Source organism: Desulfocapsa sulfexigens DSM 10523 (genome assembly GCF_000341395.1).
GTDB lineage: Bacteria > Desulfobacterota > Desulfobulbia > Desulfobulbales > Desulfocapsaceae > Desulfocapsa > Desulfocapsa sulfexigens.
Map to the genome: position 1 here is coordinate 222,942 of NC_020304.1, position 18,708 is coordinate 241,649.

The following is an 18,708-nucleotide window of genomic DNA, read 5'->3' on the forward strand; positions in this document are numbered from 1 at the left end:
ATTCAACAGTACACAGGTTAAACATTCGAGCTACAATCTTGCATTCCATGGCTTCGGCAGGAAAATCTGTTCATAAATACGCATGGCATAACGATCCGTCATCCCGGCAATAAAATCACAGACACGACGATGCGCCTGGTTCTCATTTTCCCAGGAGTCTGCTCCGAATGTTTCCCAGGAACTCCCATCAAACTGCCCCAGACCATTCTCCATAAAATAACCATAAAGATCACGTATAATTCGCTGTGCCTTCTCAAACTCGTTATGCACTCTATAATAGCGGTATACGTTTTCATATAGAAACATTCGCAGATCAGTAATGGCACGGAGCATTTTTTTACTTATATGAAGCCTGCCGTCTGCCGCCTGGAGAGTCTCAATAATAAGATCCCTGACCATGGCCCCGGTTCTCTTTGAATGTCTCTCGCCAACCACCGCCCTGATATCTGCAGGCAGATCATTCTCTTTGAGGATTCCAGCACGCAGTGCATCATCCATGTCATGATTTACGTAAGCCACGATATCAGCAACCCGCACAACCTGCCCTTCCAGAGTAGCTGGAAGTTCAGCATCATTCCTGGGGAAGATATCATTACGTCCCTTGGAGTGTTTGACGATCCCATTGCGCACCTCGAAGGTGAGATTCAAGCCCTGCTTCTCATTTTCCAGGAAATCCACCACCCGCAGACTGTGAATATAATGACGAAAACCTCCCGGATGCAATTCGTTCAGTGTTGCCTCTCCTGCATGCCCGAAGGGTGTGTGTCCCAGGTCATGTCCAAGTGCAATTGCCTCGGTCAACGGTCCGTTCAGGCAGAGTGCCGCAGCCATGGTTCTGGCAATCTGTGAGACTTCAAGAACATGCGTAAGGCGCGTACGATAATGATCGCCAGCGGGTGCAAGAAAGACCTGGGTTTTATGTTTCAAACGACGAAATGTTTTCGAATGGGTTATACGATCCCTATCCCGCTCAAAGGGCATACGGATATCACACTCATCATCTTTTTCGATCCGCATGCGTCCTGCAGTATTTTTATTGAGACACGCATAGGGGGAAAGAATTTCCTCTTCTCTGTCTTCCAGCTGCCGCCGGATAGACCTTCCTACAACCGGTGTGTATGCCATGATTTATTCCAGGATTTTTCCAGATATGTGGTCATTACAACATGTTTCTAGTTTTCTACACGCACTGTAAGTACACTGCAAGGTTTAACACACCTCGGTTCCAGGATTTTTTTTTGAGACCGATATCTGTCTCCTTTTTTTAAAAATAACTTCTCGTTTGTTTCTCAGTTTCTTATTATAGGATGCATTTATTAAAAATAATATTACATTGTTGCCAGTAAAATCATAGTGACAGGCACTATCATTAACACAACGGAGGAAGAAGATGATTAGAAAAGTATTACCCCTGTTTTTTGCAGCCCTGCTTATGGTATGCAGCGGCCAGGCCATGGCCGGTGGCAGTCAAAACTATCCCAATGGCGCAGAAGCCTTTCTGGCAGGAGCAGTTCCTCCGCCCGGCTTCTACTTTCTTGACTACATGTATTACTACAATGCAGACACCATGAAAGATGACAACGGCGATGATATTGCCGCATTCGATGACGTGTCAGTGGTTGCCAACGTGTTCCGTTTTTTATGGATGAGCGACAAACAGATCCTTGGCGGAAATTATGGTATGCATGCCTTCCTGCCCATTCTCAGTACCGACCTCAGTTTTAATGCTCCGGTTGGCCCCGAATCTACAAATTCCTACGATGACACCAATGTTCCCTATGTCATTTTCAGTCCTTTCATTCTTTCCTGGCATCTCCAGGAGGGGAAACTCCATCTCGTAACCTCTCTTGCCGATATCTATATCCCAACCGGACAGGATGAGGGCAACATGGCATCCGTGGGTAAAAATTTCTGGACCATTGAACCGGTATTTGGCATCACCTATATGACAAATGGCTGGGAATTTTCAGGAAAATTCATGTATGACTTCAGCACCAGTCAGGACAACTACGCCACTGTTTACGGTTTCAATGTTGATCGCGATCCAGGCCAGGAATTTCATTTTGATTACTCAGCATCCTATGAAGTCAGCCCAGGCCTTCGTCTTGGCCTGAACGGTTACTACTATACCCAGACAACTGATGATTCATACGATATAGACAGTTCTCTTCCCGCTCCCGTTCAAGCTCTGCTGCAGGAAGACGAAGGAAATCGTAGTGAGGTTTTTGCTGCGGGTCCAGGAATCTGGTACAATCATAAGAACATGTTTTTCTCTCTGAGAAATCAGTGGGAGATGGCTGCGAAAAACAAAACTGAAGGATATAACATCTGGGCAAAGTTCACCTATGCCTTTTAGTAGTTTAGAAATTCTTTTCAAGTTTTCTTGAAAACAATTTCCTGATTTTAAGTCATTTTTTACAGCAAAAGGCCACACGATTATTCGTGTGGCCTTTTGTTATTTCCGCACCTGCCCGAGTAACTGCGCAAGGTGCAACACCTTCACATCACTCCCTGCTGCAGTCAGTCCCTGCTGCCATTGCATCAGGCAGCCCGAACAAGTCGTTGTAATTACATCTGGATCCAAGGCAAGAACATCCTCCACCAGCTGATCACGGATGCTTGCCGATATCTCAGGGTGTGCCACATGAAAAAGCCCCCCCTGACCGCAACATCTTGGCCCATCGGGAAGTTCAAGCACTTTTACTGTCCCCGTTTTTTGTAACTGCTGTCGCGCCCTGTCAACACCCTCTGCTCCATGACGCAGATGACAGGGATCGTGGTAAAACACCCGGAGTCTCTGCTCCTTTTGAATAACATCCTGTTTATTTTCAGGATTTTGCTGCTCAAGAAATGTACTGAATTCCACAACCCGTGCGGCCATATTCTCGGCTCGCAGCTGCCAGGCACCATCCTTTGCAAAAAGTTCCGGATAGGCTTTTAATTGAGCATAACAGGAAGCACAGGAGACTAAAATCGGTCCCTCTGTCGTTTCCATTACTTCAATATTTTTTCGCCCACTTCTTCTAGCACCCTCAAGATCTCCCGCGGCAAGATCGGCAAGCCCACAACAGGCAAGCTCGTTGGGGTACTCCAGAGAAAATGTATTATCAGCCAGAATCGATCGGCAGGACTCAAGAATATCCGGAAAAAGATATCGTGCCGAGCACCCTGGGAACCAGCTGAGACTGGCGCCACCGGAAATTCCAGCCTGCTCCCGAGGTTCCCTCACCACCGAGAGCGCATCATCCTGAAACATTGCCAGGCGCAACCTGAGTCCGGAATCGCTGGGTAGCCTCTTACCAAGCAGTTTTCCACAGGCTTTTCCTAAAACACGAAAACCCGTCAAACTTCCGGGAAAATCGAGAAGTTTACGGGCGAGATATTTTTCGTAAGCATGGGGGCCAGCCAGCACAGAGAAGCTCTCTCTTGCACTGACCAGCTCCTTAGGTATATCAATATTTCTTGGGCAAACAGCGGCGCAGGCACCACAGAGGAGACAGGCAGAGAAAATATCCACAAAAAGAGTACTGCTTTTTTCAAGACCTAATGTATCTAAAAGGTGCAGCTTACCCCTTGCAGTATGTCCCTCTCTGCCACTTGTTCGAAAAACCGGACAGACCGTAGAACAGGCTCCGCATTTTGCACACTCTGACAAGGTTTTCCCTACTTGGCCCAGAGTAAATAGGCCTTAATAAACATATCCAGATTCCCATCAAGCACGGCATCCACGTTTCCCATCTCAACTTCTGTCCGATGGTCTTTAATCAGACGATAGGGCTGGAGCACGTAGGAGCGGATCTGACTTCCCCAGGAGATATCCTTCTTATCTCCATGCAGTCCCGCCTGCTGTTCCGCCTGCTTTTCCTTCTCCAGTTCATACAGGCGGGAAGCCAGCATTTTCATAGCCATATCCCTGTTTCTATGCTGGGAACGTTCATTTTGACACTGTACCACCACACCACTGGGGATATGAGTGATGCGAATGGCAGAATCTGTTTTGTTAACATGCTGCCCGCCCGAGCCACTGGCCCGATAGGTGTCTACGCGCAGATCCTTCTCATCGATATCGACGTCAATAGTATCGTCTAGCTCTGGCATAACCATAACCGAAGCAAAGGATGTATGACGTCTACCACTTGCATCAAAGGGTGAAATCCGGACAAGACGATGGATACCAAGTTCCGAGCGCATATACCCGTATGCAAAACGTCCCTTGATTATAAAAGTCACACTCTTGGTGCCGGCCTCATCTCCCGCCAGTATATCCAAAATATCCGCCTTAAACCCTTTGGCTTCTGCCCAGCGAAGATACATCCGGAGCAAAATCCCAACCCAATCCTGAGCCTCGGTTCCTCCGGCTCCGGCATGAATCGAGATAATGGCATTGGAAGTATCGTGTTCACCGGAAAACATGCACTCGAGTTCTGCAACCTCAAGGGTTGTTTCCATATCGGGCAGAGACGCAGCCACTTCGTGCTCTGTATCGTAATCCTCTTCTTCAGCCGCCATTTCAAGGAGAAGGTCTGCCTCCTCGAGTAGAGCCCAGCGTCCCTCCCAACCCTCTATCAGGTCCTGAAGTTTTCCAAGTTCCTTCTGAACCCTTTTAGCCGTATCAGCATCATCCCAAAACCCCGGCTGAAGGGTCTGCTGTTCCAAATTTTCAAGATCGTCCTTCCGTCGAGCTAAGTCAAAGATGCTCCTTCAAGGCCAGCATTCGACCTTTAAGATCCTGCAGTTTCTGTTTCGAAACCGCAGCTCCCGTTTCTGTTGACATGATTCCTTACTCCAATAAGTTATAATTTTTTATTTTTCGCCCAAGGGCAATCAGGCCACCCATACAGGCCAATACAAGGCACGCAGGAGCAAAAAGGTAGCCACCACGTACAAAAAAAGTGCGCTCATCCATTACAGCAACCTTCTCCGTTGCCTGCCATGGAACAAACAGAGGGGACACCTGCTGCACACGTCCCATGGGATCAATAAATCCGGAAAACCCAGTGTTGGCAGAGCGCACAATGGAGCGCCGTGTTTCAACCGCCCGTAATCTGGTCATAGCCAGCGTCTGATAAGGAGCACTGGAATTCCCGTACCAGGCATCATTTGTCATGTTGACCAGGAGACTGGCACCGGCATCCACCCATTTTCTGGAAATATCTCCGAAGATAGATTCGAAGCAGATTAATACTCCAATCCGCGTCGTCTTACAAGCAGGAGGATTACGAATTTCTCCAGGAGTAAAATCCCCCACAGCTTCTACCAGTGGAGCAATAAACGGCAGGAATCGCTTAAAAGGCACATACTCTCCAAAGGGAACCAGATGACTTTTGGAAGTGCGAGCAATGATCTCACCACTGATGTCAAAAAGAAGGCTTGAGTTGAAAAGCTGATACTTCTCTTCCTCACCTTCCACTTCCTCGTACCAGGGCGATCCGGCCAGAAGCATTACCTGCTCATCAATTATAAAACGCCTGATGGGTGTCAGAAGAGGATGATTACGCGGAAAAAAAGGCAGCGCGGTCTCGGGCCAGACAATAAGATCAGGCCGGAGGAAATCACTTCTCGTCCCCCTCATCAGCTGCAGACTCTGGCCGATATAGCCCTGAACTGTCCGTACCTTCACAGCCGGATCCCATTTCTGCCCCTGAGCAACATTCCCTTGAATCACTGCGACATTGAGAGTTTCAGCCTGAATAAGATTTTTTTTGACCTGCTGCCAGCGCCAACCGGAGTACAAAAGAGTGGCAACACATAGCACACAGACGGGAGCCGCCAGTCGCACAGCCATTCGCATGTCTGTGCGATTAAGGAGAGCAAGAGCAAAAAGGCCGTTAAGCTGTACAATGAGAAAGGTCAGTCCGTAGTGGCCCCACAGATCCGCTGACTGGAACAGAATTGGTAGACCAGCGACCCCGTAGCCAAGATCCATCCAGGGAAAGCCGGAAAAGAAAAAGGAACGAAGAAAATCCAGGGCAACCCAGGCCACCGGAAGCAACCATATGGAGACGGCGGCTGGGAAACGGTGTACAAAGAGGCGAGTGAGCAGCACAAAAGCAACAAGATACGCCGTCATGTAAAGACAGAGCAGCAGCAGGGCTGGAACAGAAAAAAACAGCGGTAAACCACCATACTGTCCCAATACAAAAACTATCCAGTAGAGCAGAATAAGAAAATGACCAATCCCCGTCAGCAGGGCACAGAAGAGAGCCTGTTTCCTGCTCGCCCTGAAGACATACACAAAAAAAGGAACACAGGAGACAGCAAGCAGAGGCCAGGCACCGAGGCCAAGGGCCAGCCAGAGTAAAAGGACTGTAGCACCACTCACCAGTAGTGTTGCACCGGTGGAAGATCCTTTCATTTGTCTTCTTCTCCGGGAAGTGGCAGACGATCCACCCGTAACAAGTCGATCTGACGCCTGGAGGCACCGAGCACCGTAAACCGGAGTCCTTCAGCATCAACCGTATCTCCGACCACTGCCAGACGGCCAAGGAGAAAAATCACAAAACCGCCTATGGACTCGTAATTTCCCTCGGCAGTGGTTACACCGAAATAGTCTTCAATAACCTCAATATCTGCCTGAGCCTTCACCTGGACACTGTTTTCATTAATAACCTGCAGCAGGCTTCTTTCCACATCAGACTCATCGTCAATTTCACCAACGATTTCTTCGAGAATATCCTCAAGTGTCACCAGACCACGCACTGCTCCAAATTCATCAGCCACCACTGCCACATGCACCTTCTGTTTTTGAAACTCACGAAGAAGATCCACGATCGGTTTATCTTCAGATATCACCCGTGGAGGATTTAAAAAATCCTCAAGTCCTTTCCCTTCATGCGCTCTGGCACACATCTGTAACAAATTTTTAGCATGAACAATGCCCACAATATTATCAACAGTATCCCGATATATGGGAATCCTGGTAAAGCCCTTTTCAATAACCAGATCCACCAGTACGTTCATATCGGTACCGATATCAGCACTCACAATCTCAGTCGATGGGGTCATCACCTCTCCCACCAGGGTATCATGGAAATCAAAGATGGAGTTGATCATCCGCTCTTCAAGGGAGGATATCAACCCCTGCTCTTCACCCTCTTCGAGCAATTCCTGAATTTCTTGCTCGAGATCTTCTGTCGTCTCCGGACCTCGTCCAAATCGAAGCAGGGATGTCAACCGTGCCAGCAGGGTCTTCTTTTCAGCAGGAGCGGCCGGTTCTTCTAGGTTTTCTTTTGTCATGTTGGTTGAGAATAAAAGTTATTGTAATTGGAGTATCGGAATGAAGGCACTGGAAAAATAGTACCTTTTTTCTTTTCTAATTGCTACCGTATGGCTATAGTAGGCATCATTCGAGAGTGTTGCCAAAAAAAAAGATCGTTTAAATGAATTATTCGATCCTGTGAATACCCTATAAAAGCATTATGATGCAGCATGGAAGACAGTTTCCCTGTATCTAGGATTACGATAAGAGGATAAAAATTGGACGGAAAAGTTCTTATTGCAAACAGGGGCGAAATCGCCATTCGGATCATGGAGGCCTGCAAAGATCTAGACCTTGACTACGTTGTGGTTTACACCGATGCTGACCAGGACTCCGAGCACGTTCAACGTAACAGGACCAGTGGTCCCGATCAGAATGCCTGGCGGATTAACAGCTACACGGAACCCAACGATCTCTTTGCCGTAGCCACCCATACGGGTTGTACTGCCATCCACCCTGGATACGGCTTCTTTTCAGAAGATTTTCGTTTTGCCAGACGGGCAACAATTCGTGACCACTCACTTATCTTTATTGGTCCAAGCTGGGAAGTCATCAGAAATCTTGGCGACAAAATCAACACCAAGAAAGTTGCCAACGAACTGCACATCCCCACCATTCCCGGAACCGACAGCCCTATTTACAACGAAATGGAGGCCGAGGAAATTGCTTTCCATTTACTTGAAAGCCAGAAGATACAGGAAATCGAACGTCCTTCCATTCTCATAAAAGCTGCGGCTGGCGGCGGCGGAATGGGTATTGAAGAAGTTACGGAAATAGCCCAGTTCCGACGCATTTATCGTCAGGTACAGAATTATGCCAAACGACAGTTTGGAGATGGCGGAGTACTCATTGAGCAGTGCCTCACCGACTACAATCACCTGGAGGTGCAGCTGCTCTGTTCCCGTCACGGTGAACGTATCCACTTCGGATCCCGCAACTGTACTATCCAGTCCACCGGGCGCCAGAAACGAGTGGAGGCCGCGCCAGGCTTTCATGGATCCTGTTTTAATTACGATTTTGACGAGAAAAAAGTACTCGACATGATAGTCGAATACTCGCTCAAACTTGCCGCACATGTCCGCTACGACAATGTCGGCACCTGGGAATGGATCGTCTCCCGTTCAGGACAACCCTACCTGCTCGAAGTAAACACCAGGATTCAGGTGGAAAATGACGTCTCGGCCCGTATCAGTTATCTCGATGACAAACATCCAAACCTGATCCGTGAACAGATCAGACTGGCTCTCGGGGAAAAGATCGGCTACAAACAGAATAGTGTGGAATTTAAAGGAGCATCCATTGAACTGCGTATCGTGGCAGAAGACACCAGACGCGGCTTTGCCCCCTGGATCGGCACCATTACTGAATTCAGCTTCCCAAAGCACGACTGGTCTGTTGTCTACACCCATGTGCCCTTTGACCGTCCGTACACCATTCCAAGCGAGTATGATCCGAACCTTGCCCTGGCGCTCGTCTGGGGCGAAAACATGGATGAAGCGAAAAAACGTGCGGCTCGTTTTATTGATGAAGTACAAATCAAAGGAAAGGACTCCCAGGGTGGCGACATTATAACGAATCTTGACTATTTAAAAGTTAACCTGGACCGGCTGTTGACCTTCTAACAAATCCAACCGAAACATATATCACAATATGATAGAACTACTTAAAGCGCTCCAGAAAATTGAAGAGCGTATAAACTACCTGATACAGATCAAAGACTTCACCAACTGGGGCAACCTTTTCGGATTCCAGGAGACCTGCACCAAACTCAAGCAGAACCCCTACGATTTTCACGAGGAGCAGTTTGCCCAGGAAATCCGTAAGCTTGACGAGTCAATCTCATTCCTGGAAGAACGGGCTGAGGAGCAGCTGACCCCCATGGAACGGGTTCGCATCGTACGAACCAAAGAACGTTTCAGCCTCAAGGATATCCTGGAAAATGTCTACGAGGACTATACGGAACTTGGCGGACAGGATGAGGCCAACATCGACCCCGCAATGGTCTGCGCCAAAGCTACCATTGTCAGGAAGATTAAAGGAAAGCCCTACACGGCAACGGTCATGGTTATTGGCCAGGAAACCGGGCACGGGGAAGAGTTTCGTAATGGTGGGTCATGCAGGCCTGAGGGGAATGAAAAAGCATTGCGCTACATGAAAGTTGCCGAGACAGAGGGTATCCCCATTCATTTTTATATCTTCACCCCTGGCTCCTTCCCCATAGAAGAGTACCCGGGTGCGGCCCAGCAGATCGCCCGTAACATCTACACCATGACCAAGCTGCGGGTCCCGTCGGTGTCACTTATTTCAGAAGGTGGCTCTGGTGGTGCTGAAGCCATTGGACTTTCAGACTTTCGCCTCATGTGTTCTCATGGATACTACTCAGTAATCTCCCCTGAAGGAGCTGCTGCCATTGAAGGGAGAATAAAGGAGGGAGAGAAAGTCCCCAAAGAACTGGTTGAAGTGTGTGCCGAACGCCTGAAGCTCACTGCAAAAGACAATCGATCCATGGGGACCATTGATGCCATCGTTAAAGAACCCCCTCTTGGTGCCCGTCACGATGATTTTGCCTTTTTTGCTCAGATCCGTTCGGAGATCACCCGGGCAACGGATAAAGTTGTACTCAGTGCAAAAAGCTTCAAAGCCTTCCGCGACTGGGAGAATAGAAGAAGAAAGAAAAAAACCGAACGGAAACATCTAGCCGTTGATATCCCCTGGGACCTTAACCCGGACGAGCAGCGGAGACTGCTTGCACTGCGCTCAAAAAAATATCGGGACATGGCCCTTGCAGGTTTTAGTGGCCATCCTGCACCCACTGAAACCTTCTTTAAGCAGTTCCAGGAAAAGAGTGAAAAGGTCTATTACAACCTGCGTTATGATGTATTAAAAAATTCCCAGAAGCAGATCAAGAAAGCGGTTCGAGATATGTCCGGCGAAGGTTCGGTCATAATCAAGCGTCTCTCGACCCCGTTGATCACGGTAAAAGAGTTCTTCGCCAAAGAGGGAACAAAACAGGGACCACCTCTGCGCATCACCCATAATACATCCGTACCTATACAGACATCTCAGCCCATGCACGACCCGCTGGAATTGACAGATACCTACACCAGCCCTCGAGCGAATGAGGACAGAACCGTAACCTGTCCGAACAGCGGTACCCATGGTTGCAAGGATCTCTGGATACCTGATTTGTATGGCGAATTTGGAGGTGTGTGTGAAAACTGTGGCCACCATTTTCCACTTGAATACAAATGGTACCTGCATAACATTTTTGACCCGAATTCCATCTTCTTTTTCAATATGGATATCACCTCAGGAAACCCGTTGGGATATAAGGGTTTTGATGCACGACTGAAGGACGCCAAGAAAAAAACCGGCCGTAATGCAGGCAACATGACATTTACTGCCAATGTGATGGATATCAAAATCGTGGTCTCCATGCTCTATCAGGATTTTCGCAGCGGCACCGTCGGTTCCGCAGAAGGAGAAAAATTTGTTCAGGCCTGTGAGCTGGCTGCAAGAAAGAAACGCCCCCTGCTCTCTTACGTTCATACCACCGGCGGTATCAGAATCCAGGAAGGTACTTTCGGAGTCACCCAGATGCCCAAATGCACCATGGCGGTTCGTGAATATATTGATGCAGGCGGACTCTACATCGTTGTCTACGATAATGACTCCTACGCAGGACCAGTTGCCAGTTTTCTCGGATGCTCACCCTACCAATTCGCCATCCGCTCCAGCCGCGTCGGATTCGCAGGGCCGCGGGTCATCAGAGAAACAACGGGAACCGACATTCCACCGGATTACCACTCAGCCCGTAACGCCTTAAAGCGCGGTCACATTCAGGGAATATGGGATCGCAGGGACTTCCGTCGCAATCTTTACAAATCCCTTATGACCATGGGAAGCCACAACCTTTATTACAGATAATTTTCATACATTCACCCCCCTGTCCAACAGCTTTCCGAATAAATGGAGATAAAAAATGTTTGAAGAAAAACGTCAATTCAAACGTATTGCCAGTAATGTTCGTGTAGGATTCAATAAACAGCAGGTTGACAAAGAGACGGAAGAATATTTCCAGGGGGTAGCTGAAGATTGTGGACTCAGTGGTATGTTTCTCGCAACCGAGCATCTGATGCCCAAAGGAAGCGTGGTTTCACTCAACTTTCAGTTTATCGATGAAGAGGGAGAGCAGGTTATGATCCAGGCCCAGGCTGTTGTTCGCTGGACTCAGCGATTTCGTAAGCCAAAGGGAATGGGGCTGGAATTTTTCGAATTCAACGGACTGGGAGACCGAAACTTTGAGGAATGTTTGAGGCTTTTGTTAAAATAACCGTAACTGCTCAGGTGGATAGTCTGAAGTGCGCTTTTGCTTACGCAAAAGCTGGAAGGCTAAAGGTAAAAGCCTTCGGGCCCTCAGAGTCCCCACTTCGTTCCGCTTACCTGGCCCGTCTGTTTTACCTTTAGCCTTCAGTCTTCGGCCTACTTACCTGAACAATTGCACCCCCTCCCGTACCCAATTCTCGTCCTCGATGAAGCCACCACGCCACATACCCGCCATCATTCCACATTGATGGTCATCAGAGATCCATCCTTGGGACTTTTGCAGCGTATGACAGCAGTAGCCCCCCTGCCTGGAAGAGGTGACTTATAGTTCAAAATAATATGCTGTACCCCCGGAGCAGGATTTTTAAATAACCACTTTGCCTCATTTTTCCCCGACGAAAATTTACTGTACTCAGGACTTGCGCTCCGCACCTGGATTCCTCCAGGGATGCGCTGATTAACAATAATGGAACTCGGCGCAGGATTCTCAATAATAATCTCCAGAACACTTCTCCCAGCACTGTTCTCCAGGTACCTGGCCTGAACCCCCTCGGCCCTGACCTCAGCACTCAGAACCAGACACACACACGACAGCAGCAAAACCCAGATATTCGGGAACCCTCTTCTATTCTTTTTCATACTTTTTACTCCTGTCTCATTACCATCATGGAATAATATCAAAAGTTGACAGTTTCGCATCCCAGCGATACCCGGATCCCATCCAGATGGATTCCACTTCTTCAACATTAACGCCAAGACCTTCCACACGACCAAAATCGTCATACACGGCGAGCAACTCTTCATCGTCAATGATGTTATTTTTATCGCTGTCAGCCCAGTGAAACTCCAGCAAACGGATGCGACTTCTGCCATCCACAGTGATTTCCTCACGGCTCGACTGACGCACGAGAAGTGTGCCAGTGAAGGAAAGAGGCTCATTTTCTGTCTCCTCTCTGGCTACACACCGCGCTATATAGGAAAAAACTCTTTTGCCTGGACCATCCTTATCTATCCATTTCAAAAACCCGCCATCCACCACCGTGGCCTGAGGCATGGAAGCCACAACATTGCAACCTGCCGCCAACTGCTCCTTAAAGAGCAGTGAGGAGTCTTTTCCCGATTCAAAGACAACCTCAACAACGACCGGGAAAGGATGCCCAGATACTGTATGGGCGGGCATGCGTCTCTGGGCCGAGAGTTGCAGGACATCAGCACTCCTGAAGGTAATAATAAAAAAGAGCAGGACCCCAAGCAATAGAACGTTTGCAGCTATAAACAGCAGAGTCTTTTTACTTCTCGAGGCAGGGGAGACAGCCTCAACCTGCTCTGCCTTTTCTTCTGGAACGGCGAGAATCTCCGACAGAGAAACAGCCAGGGCATCGGCCAGTTTTATACCATTCTCCTCTTTCAGGGTAGGGGCTTCCTGACGTTCCCATCGGGAGATAGTCTCGGTGGTCACACCAACTGCGGTTGCCACGTAGAGCTGTGTCAGGTTCTGTTCTTCACGAAGAGCGCGTACCTTAGTCCCGCTGACCTGCACCATGGCTATCCCTGATTTCATCCTTTTTCGTCCTGACTAAGTAAATGGCAGTTTTCGTTACAATTCAAATCCAACCTACGCTATTTTCCACAGTTTACAACTTTCTTTCATATATTTCGAGGCAAAACAAGAACTCAACAGACAATGTAACACACTGATATTACGAAACCAGCCAGTCACGGAAACCCGACATCTCCCGATATCGGGTTTTTTATTACCTCATTGTGACCTACATTGAAGTCAAAGGAAAGGGCATTGAGCCCATCACAAACAATCCACCACCGGAGGAAAACATGAGAACAGTAACAGCATTGATTACAGCCCTGGCCCTCACCGTAATGATCAGCGTAACTGCACAGGCAGCCACTCTTAAATGTACGGTTGAAAAAGTTGAAGGAAATGTAATAACCATGGATTGCGGTGACAAAGCCGCAAGCCTTGCCGCAGGTACGGAGGTCAAAGTAAAAACGGCCACAACAAAGGCTGCCGCAATCGAAGGCTGCTAAGCAGTATTACCTGGGGCTGGAAGCTCACAGAATTGGGTTTCCAGCCTCTGACGGAGTTTTTCTCTTCATAAAAACACTCGTTAATTATGGCTTAGCGTAGAAAAGAGTGGTAGCACATCTGTTTTCCTGATAGGGTCTTTCCTTTTTTCACCAAAGACAATTGAAAGAACAAGGAGTTCAGATGAGTTTTAAACAGTTTCAGTTCATGGCACAGATCAACAGCAACATCAGCACCTGCGGCTATGAGCACCCGACCCCCATCCAGGAAAAAGCCATCCCTGAAGTGATGAGCGGGAAAGATATCCTGGGACTTGCCCAGACAGGAACGGGTAAAACCGCTGCCTTTGCTCTCCCCATTATCGAAAAATTAGCCGGGGGGCCACGGGGCAATGTCCGAGCGCTTATCATAGCACCAACCAGAGAACTCGCAGAACAGATTACCACAAGCTTTAAGGAACTTGCAGCAGACACCGGGCTACGAATCCTTGCTGTCTATGGCGGTGTGGGAAAAAAGCCTCAATTCGATGCATTCAACCGCGGTGTTGAAATCCTCGTCGCCTGCCCTGGCCGTCTTCTTGACCATTTAAACAATCATGATCTCAAACTGACCAGTGTGGCAACACTCGTTCTCGATGAGGCAGACCAGATGTTCGACATGGGATTTTTTCCCGATATCCGTCGTATTCTCAAACACCTGCCGTCTAAGCGTCAAACCCTCCTCTTTTCTGCCACCATGCCGGCCGATATCCGTAAACTGGCAGATGAAACACTGACCAACCCGAAAGAGATACGGATCAAACTAGAGCAACCCCTTGACCTTATTACCCAGGCACTCTACCCGGTCTCAAAACGACAAAAATCCGATCTCCTCGTCCATATCCTTCAAAAGGACCCTGTGGAAGGATCGACTTTGATCTTCACCCGCACCAAATACGGCGCAAAAAATCTTGCTAAAAAGCTCGAAAAATCTGGATTCTCCACCTCTGCACTTCAGGGAAACATGTCACAAAACCAGCGAAACATGGCACTGGAAGGTTTTCGGGACGGGACATTCAAGATACTGGTGGCAACCGACATCGCTGCTCGTGGTATTGATGTGTCACGGGTAGCCCAGGTTGTCAACTTTGATCTTCCCTCAACCGCCGAAGCCTACACCCATCGCATTGGACGGACAGGACGTGCCGAACGCAGTGGCCGTGCCATCAGTTTTATGTGCTACGATGACCAGGCAATGGTCAAAGCCATTGAAAAACTCCAGGGAAAGACCATCAAACGAATCGCTATTGACGGTTTTTATATGGAAGAGGCCAGTGAACAACAGGAACAGAAAGGAAACCAGGTTCCCCGTAAGCACAATCGCAGGCCAAAGAAACAGACAGGGCCGCGTCCTTCCGGCAACAGACAAAAGAAACCTGCCGCCAAGGCAAAAAAATCTACAGATCCAAAACGCGCCTCCAATATCTTTGGCCTCGGTCAAAAAGGGAAATAGCAGTAGAGGCAATCAGACCACTTCATATTGCTGACACCACATGATTGCAGCAAGGGATCCGTTGCTGCAATCACTTCCTCCTTTCCTCTGTTCCCCATCAAGGCACACTCTATCCTTGACAGGAAACAGGCTTTTCACATACCATTAAATAGAAAAAAGTATCTATTGCAAACAGGTTAAGGAGAATTTTCTTTTTCGATAGACCATAAGAGGAAAACATGCTTGAGACGCTGGACACTCCTGGATCCACCTTTCGCCCTTCGTACCGTCTGCGGCTGATATTTTCTCCGGTCCTTCGATCAGTGTCATTATGCATATTGTTATGGCTACCATTATGCTTTCCACTAACCGCTTCAAGTCAGGATCTTCAGGAAATCAAAAATTCAGGTGTTTTACGCCATCTGGGAATCCCCTATGCCAACTTTATAACCGGAAGTGGAGACGGCCTAAACATTGAACTGGTACAGGGATTCGCATCGTACATTGGGGTCAACTACCTGTTCATAGCAAGTGACTGGAACACTATCCTTGGCGATCTCACCGGACGTCATGCCTCTCGCGATGAAAACGGTGCCAGATATCTCGAAAGCACCCCTGTGAAGGGTGATATCATTTCCACCGGGATGACAGTCCTCCCGTGGCGCCAGGCTGTTATCAATTTCTCAAACCCCACTTTTCCATCGGCCGTCTGGCTGCTAGCCCGCTCCGAATCCAACCTGCAGCCAATAAAACCGTCGGGCTCAATCGAAGCTGATATTGTTGCCGTCAAGAATTCCCTTGATGGCCACAGCGTGTTGGCCATGGAAAACACCTGCCTGGATCCCGCACTGTACAGGCTATCGGAGACACGAGCCAATATCCGTCTGCCGAAAAAGAAAATCCGGCTCAATGAAATGGCACCGGCAATTTTAGCCCGTGAAGCGGAAGCCACCCTTCTGGATGTTCCTGACGCTTTGATTGCCCTGGAAAAATGGCCGGGGCAGTTAAAAGTAATTGGACCCGTTTCCGCAAGGCAGGTGATGGGATCCGGTTTCAGAAAAGAGTCGCCAGAACTCCTTGAAGCGTTCAATATGTATCTAGAAAAGATCAAACGGGACGGCACCTATAACAGGATCGTGAAGAAATACTATCCCACGGTCTTCAGTTATTATTCAGACTTTTTCACAGAGTGATTCCAGCAGATGATAAAGCGATTTCTTACATTTGCCGCAGCGCCCTTTTTAATAACCTACCTCCTCCTGCTGGTGGGATCCAGTTTTATGTCCCAGCAAAATCTGCGACAGGCCTCTGAAAGCAGCTTACGCTTTAACCTTGAAAAAAAAGCTGCCATACTCAGCTACTTCCATTCGGAACGGGAAAACGACATCAACACTCTGGCCAGAGACCATAGCCTGGATAACTTTTTTTCCAACCGGGCCCTTGGCATGTCCATGGAATACGGCTTGCGTGCCAGTCTCATCTCAATGCGGGAAAGTTTCCAGAAAATAGTTCAAGAAAAGAAGCTCAACAATCTCCCCATTTACCTTCGTTTGCTGTTCACGGAAAATCAGGGAAACAATCTGATTGATGTTGGATTATCAAGTGGCAAGAGCGTTCCCTGGTCGAATTCTGGTATACCCGAGACTGATCGAATTGCCTCCTTTGTCGTTATGAATGGAAAACGTATCCATGTAATCCTTACCCTCCCCTATTTTCACAAGGGCAAACGGATGGGAACAATCATCGCAGAGATCAACCGTGAGGAGGTTATTCAGTATCTGACCCATAGCCAGGAATCGGAAAACATCAAATACGCCACCATCATCGCTGACACCAAATACGTTATCAACAATGCCCCTTCCGGAAGTCCACAGCCAACTCCGCCCATTTCGGCCAATGCGACTTCACCTGTAATACAAATGCCCATAGGCGAGACTCCATTTATTTTGACGGCACAACATGCTCACAGGGATGCACTCACTACCTTTCTTACATCACGCTGGTACCCTGTCTCTCTCATTCTTCTTACCCTTCTAGCGCTCTATTTCATAATGATTCGAAGTCAGGCGAAAGCCCACACCATGCTTTTACGCAGACAGGTTGAAGAGGCTGATCGTCAACATACCCTGATGCTTCAGAAAAATGCACTTCTTAAGCAGGAGGTGCAAAAACGACTGGACAGTGAAACACGTCTCCAGACTCTGGTAGAAACAATTCCTGATCTCGTCTGGCTGAAAAACCCTGAAGGAGTCTACCTTTCCTGTAACCCTAAATTCGAACGCCTATACGGCGCAACAGAAGAAGAAATTATCGGCAAGACAGATTACGATTTTGTCGAAAGGGAGCGGGCAGATTCATTACGCATACTCGACCAGGAGGCTATGGATGCTGACGCCCCTCTTATCAACGAAGAGACGGTTACCTATGCTGACGATGGCCATGAAGAATCGGTGGAAATAATACGAACCCCTCTGCGTGACAGTGAAGGAACACTGGTGGGAGTTTTAGGGATAGCCAGAAACATCACAGCCCGAAAACAGGCTGAAGAAGAGGCCCGTTATCTTTCTACCCATGATCCCCTGACCGGGCTTTTCAATCGCAGGATGCTGGAAAAGCGGGTAATTGAAGAAATTGACCGGGCAGAGCGTTACAACCATACTCTTTCAATCTTTATGGTGGATCTGGATCATTTCAAAACGGTCAACGACACCTATGGTCACCTGAGCGGAGATATTGTTCTCCGCCATCTGGCAAAAATTCTGGCAGTATCCATCCGCAAGACAGACTATGTCGCTCGATATGGTGGAGAAGAATTCATTGTCGTTCTCCCGGAGACACCTCTGACTGAAGCCCATGAACTGGCAGAAAGATTATGTAAAGAGATTAGAAGATACCCTATTCCACTGAAAGACGGACAGACAATCAAGGTAACGGCAAGCATAGGAGTGGCTTGTTTTCCAGAGCATCACAAATCCTGGGAAGGAATAATCGGGGCTGCAGATTCAGCGATGTATGCGGCCAAACAAGCTGGTCGAAATCAGGTGAAAATCGCAGCTCCCTGAACGCTACGCCGGATTCCTTGACAAGACACCTTATTTGCACATAGGATTAAAAGAGGGATTCTTATAAAAGTAATCTGCAGCTGCATTCGAGCTGTCTGGATGTTTCCCCCCCGAGTCCCCCTGGCTTTTCTTGAAAAAGAGTCTTTTTAATATCAACAGGACCGCAGAGGAAGCCATTATGCTGGAACAACGAAAATATGAGCGTTTTACTATTGCCAGTGAGATTCGAGCTCTTGCTTGCGATAAAGTTGCCAGGGTAACAGACATCAGTAAAGGGGGCCTTGCCTTAGTATTTCTAGACGAAGCGACAAGCAATTTAAGAGGCGAATTTTCCCTTGACCTCCTCTGTCAGGCGAAGAATCTCGACGCAAGACAAATACCTGGAAAGGTTGTCTGGAACAGGGAATTCTCCTTCTCAAAAATCCCCGGAATGGTTTACAAAAAAGCAGGAGTACAATTTGGTAAACTCTCTGTCACCCAACAGAAACTGTTAAGGATGTTACTCTTTGCTGATAACAAATCGTCATTATAGGAGAAATCATACTTTC

General features: G+C 48.1%; 16 protein-coding genes. 9 read left to right on the forward strand and 7 right to left on the reverse strand.

What is annotated here, in order from left to right; all coding sequences use genetic code 11:
* Positions 1–30 precede the first annotated feature (30 nt).
* Positions 31–1,125 (reverse strand): deoxyguanosinetriphosphate triphosphohydrolase, encoded by a 1,095-nt coding sequence (locus UWK_RS00915; RefSeq protein WP_015402466.1) that lies wholly within the window; start codon positions 1,123–1,125, stop codon positions 31–33.
* A 265-nt stretch (positions 1,126–1,390) separates the two neighbouring features.
* Between UWK_RS00915 and UWK_RS00920 the strand changes: the two genes are divergently transcribed.
* Positions 1,391–2,356: a SphA family protein gene (locus UWK_RS00920; protein WP_015402467.1), complete on the forward strand. Its 966-nt coding sequence runs from the start codon at positions 1,391–1,393 to the stop codon at positions 2,354–2,356.
* A 99-nt stretch (positions 2,357–2,455) separates the two neighbouring features.
* Here UWK_RS00920 and UWK_RS00925 read toward each other — a convergent pair whose 3' ends face one another.
* The 4 genes from UWK_RS00925 to UWK_RS00940 all read right to left on the reverse strand — a co-directional run bounded on the left by UWK_RS00925 (position 2,456) and on the right by UWK_RS00940 (position 7,236).
* A complete protein-coding gene (locus UWK_RS00925) occupies positions 2,456–3,655 on the reverse strand; it encodes a (Fe-S)-binding protein (protein ID WP_015402468.1) in 1,200 nt (399 codons plus the stop codon).
* A gap of 8 nt (positions 3,656–3,663) precedes the next feature.
* Positions 3,664–4,774, reverse strand: a protein-coding gene (gene prfB, locus UWK_RS00930; RefSeq protein WP_153304786.1) for a peptide chain release factor 2 whose coding sequence is annotated in 2 segments (ribosomal slippage) — positions 3,664–4,689 and positions 4,691–4,774 — 1,110 coding nt in all. Because the reading frame shifts where the segments join, the coding sequence is not laid out codon by codon here.
* 6 nt (positions 4,775–4,780) lie between these two features.
* A complete protein-coding gene (lnt, locus tag UWK_RS00935; protein ID WP_015402470.1) occupies positions 4,781–6,355 on the reverse strand; it encodes an apolipoprotein N-acyltransferase in 1,575 nt (524 codons plus the stop codon).
* On the reverse strand, positions 6,352–7,236 hold the full coding sequence (locus tag UWK_RS00940; protein ID WP_015402471.1) for a hemolysin family protein: 885 nt from the start codon (positions 7,234–7,236) through the stop codon (positions 6,352–6,354). The genes lnt and UWK_RS00940 overlap by 4 nt, the downstream gene beginning before the upstream one ends.
* A gap of 240 nt (positions 7,237–7,476) precedes the next feature.
* Here UWK_RS00940 and UWK_RS00945 point away from each other — a divergent pair, with 240 nt between their 5' ends.
* The 3 genes from UWK_RS00945 to UWK_RS00955 are packed head-to-tail and all read left to right on the forward strand — an operon-like array spanning position 7,477 to position 11,591.
* Entirely contained in the window at positions 7,477–8,880 is a 1,404-nt protein-coding gene (locus UWK_RS00945) for an ATP-binding protein (RefSeq protein WP_015402472.1), read from the forward strand.
* A 28-nt stretch (positions 8,881–8,908) separates the two neighbouring features.
* Positions 8,909–11,185 carry a carboxyl transferase domain-containing protein gene (locus UWK_RS00950; RefSeq protein ID WP_015402473.1) on the forward strand — a complete coding sequence of 759 codons (2,277 nt, stop codon included), beginning with the start codon at positions 8,909–8,911 and terminating at the stop codon, positions 11,183–11,185.
* A gap of 55 nt (positions 11,186–11,240) precedes the next feature.
* Entirely contained in the window at positions 11,241–11,591 is a 351-nt protein-coding gene (locus tag UWK_RS00955; RefSeq protein ID WP_015402474.1) for a PilZ domain-containing protein, read from the forward strand.
* Between the two features lie 227 nt (positions 11,592–11,818).
* Here the strand turns inward: UWK_RS00955 and UWK_RS00960 are convergent, their stop codons facing one another.
* Both UWK_RS00960 and UWK_RS00965 read right to left on the reverse strand, forming a co-directional pair.
* On the reverse strand, positions 11,819–12,223 hold the full coding sequence (locus UWK_RS00960; protein ID WP_015402475.1) for a hypothetical protein: 405 nt from the start codon (positions 12,221–12,223) through the stop codon (positions 11,819–11,821).
* 25 nt (positions 12,224–12,248) lie between these two features.
* The gene (locus tag UWK_RS00965) at positions 12,249–13,145 is read right to left on the reverse strand and encodes a helix-turn-helix domain-containing protein (RefSeq protein WP_015402476.1); all 897 of its coding nucleotides are present in this window, start codon (positions 13,143–13,145) and stop codon (positions 12,249–12,251) included.
* A gap of 272 nt (positions 13,146–13,417) precedes the next feature.
* Between UWK_RS00965 and UWK_RS00970 the strand changes: the two genes are divergently transcribed.
* From UWK_RS00970 to UWK_RS00990, 5 genes are all read left to right on the forward strand, one after another.
* On the forward strand, positions 13,418–13,630 hold the full coding sequence (locus UWK_RS00970) for a hypothetical protein (protein WP_015402477.1): 213 nt from the start codon (positions 13,418–13,420) through the stop codon (positions 13,628–13,630).
* Between the two features lie 181 nt (positions 13,631–13,811).
* On the forward strand, positions 13,812–15,119 hold the full coding sequence (locus UWK_RS00975; protein WP_015402478.1) for a DEAD/DEAH box helicase: 1,308 nt from the start codon (positions 13,812–13,814) through the stop codon (positions 15,117–15,119).
* Between the two features lie 218 nt (positions 15,120–15,337).
* Positions 15,338–16,291, forward strand: coding sequence for a transporter substrate-binding domain-containing protein (locus UWK_RS00980; protein WP_015402479.1), 954 nt, complete (start codon positions 15,338–15,340; stop codon positions 16,289–16,291).
* Between the two features lie 9 nt (positions 16,292–16,300).
* On the forward strand, positions 16,301–18,160 hold the full coding sequence (locus tag UWK_RS00985; protein ID WP_015402480.1) for a GGDEF domain-containing protein: 1,860 nt from the start codon (positions 16,301–16,303) through the stop codon (positions 18,158–18,160).
* Positions 18,161–18,338: 178 nt separating this feature from the next.
* On the forward strand, positions 18,339–18,692 hold the full coding sequence (locus UWK_RS00990; RefSeq protein ID WP_015402481.1) for a PilZ domain-containing protein: 354 nt from the start codon (positions 18,339–18,341) through the stop codon (positions 18,690–18,692).
* Positions 18,693–18,708 lie beyond the last annotated feature (16 nt).

Excerpts from the sequence above, each read along its gene's own strand:
- UWK_RS00915 (WP_015402466.1), bottom strand. The coding sequence starts at position 1,125 with ATGGCATACACACCGGTTGTAGGAAGGTCTATCCGGCGGCAGCTGGAA.
- UWK_RS00920 (WP_015402467.1), top strand. The coding sequence starts at position 1,391 with ATGATTAGAAAAGTATTACCCCTGTTTTTTGCAGCCCTGCTTATGGTA.
- lnt (WP_015402470.1), bottom strand. The coding sequence starts at position 6,355 with ATGAAAGGATCTTCCACCGGTGCAACACTACTGGTGAGTGGTGCTACA.
- UWK_RS00940 (WP_015402471.1), bottom strand. The coding sequence starts at position 7,236 with ATGACAAAAGAAAACCTAGAAGAACCGGCCGCTCCTGCTGAAAAGAAG.
- UWK_RS00950 (WP_015402473.1), top strand. The coding sequence starts at position 8,909 with ATGATAGAACTACTTAAAGCGCTCCAGAAAATTGAAGAGCGTATAAAC.
- UWK_RS00955 (WP_015402474.1), top strand. The coding sequence starts at position 11,241 with ATGTTTGAAGAAAAACGTCAATTCAAACGTATTGCCAGTAATGTTCGT.
- UWK_RS00960 (WP_015402475.1), bottom strand. The coding sequence starts at position 12,223 with ATGAAAAAGAATAGAAGAGGGTTCCCGAATATCTGGGTTTTGCTGCTG.
- UWK_RS00965 (WP_015402476.1), bottom strand. The coding sequence starts at position 13,145 with ATGAAATCAGGGATAGCCATGGTGCAGGTCAGCGGGACTAAGGTACGC.
- UWK_RS00970 (WP_015402477.1), top strand. The coding sequence starts at position 13,418 with ATGAGAACAGTAACAGCATTGATTACAGCCCTGGCCCTCACCGTAATG.
- UWK_RS00975 (WP_015402478.1), top strand. The coding sequence starts at position 13,812 with ATGAGTTTTAAACAGTTTCAGTTCATGGCACAGATCAACAGCAACATC.
- UWK_RS00980 (WP_015402479.1), top strand. The coding sequence starts at position 15,338 with ATGCTTGAGACGCTGGACACTCCTGGATCCACCTTTCGCCCTTCGTAC.
- UWK_RS00985 (WP_015402480.1), top strand. The coding sequence starts at position 16,301 with ATGATAAAGCGATTTCTTACATTTGCCGCAGCGCCCTTTTTAATAACC.
- UWK_RS00990 (WP_015402481.1), top strand. The coding sequence starts at position 18,339 with ATGCTGGAACAACGAAAATATGAGCGTTTTACTATTGCCAGTGAGATT.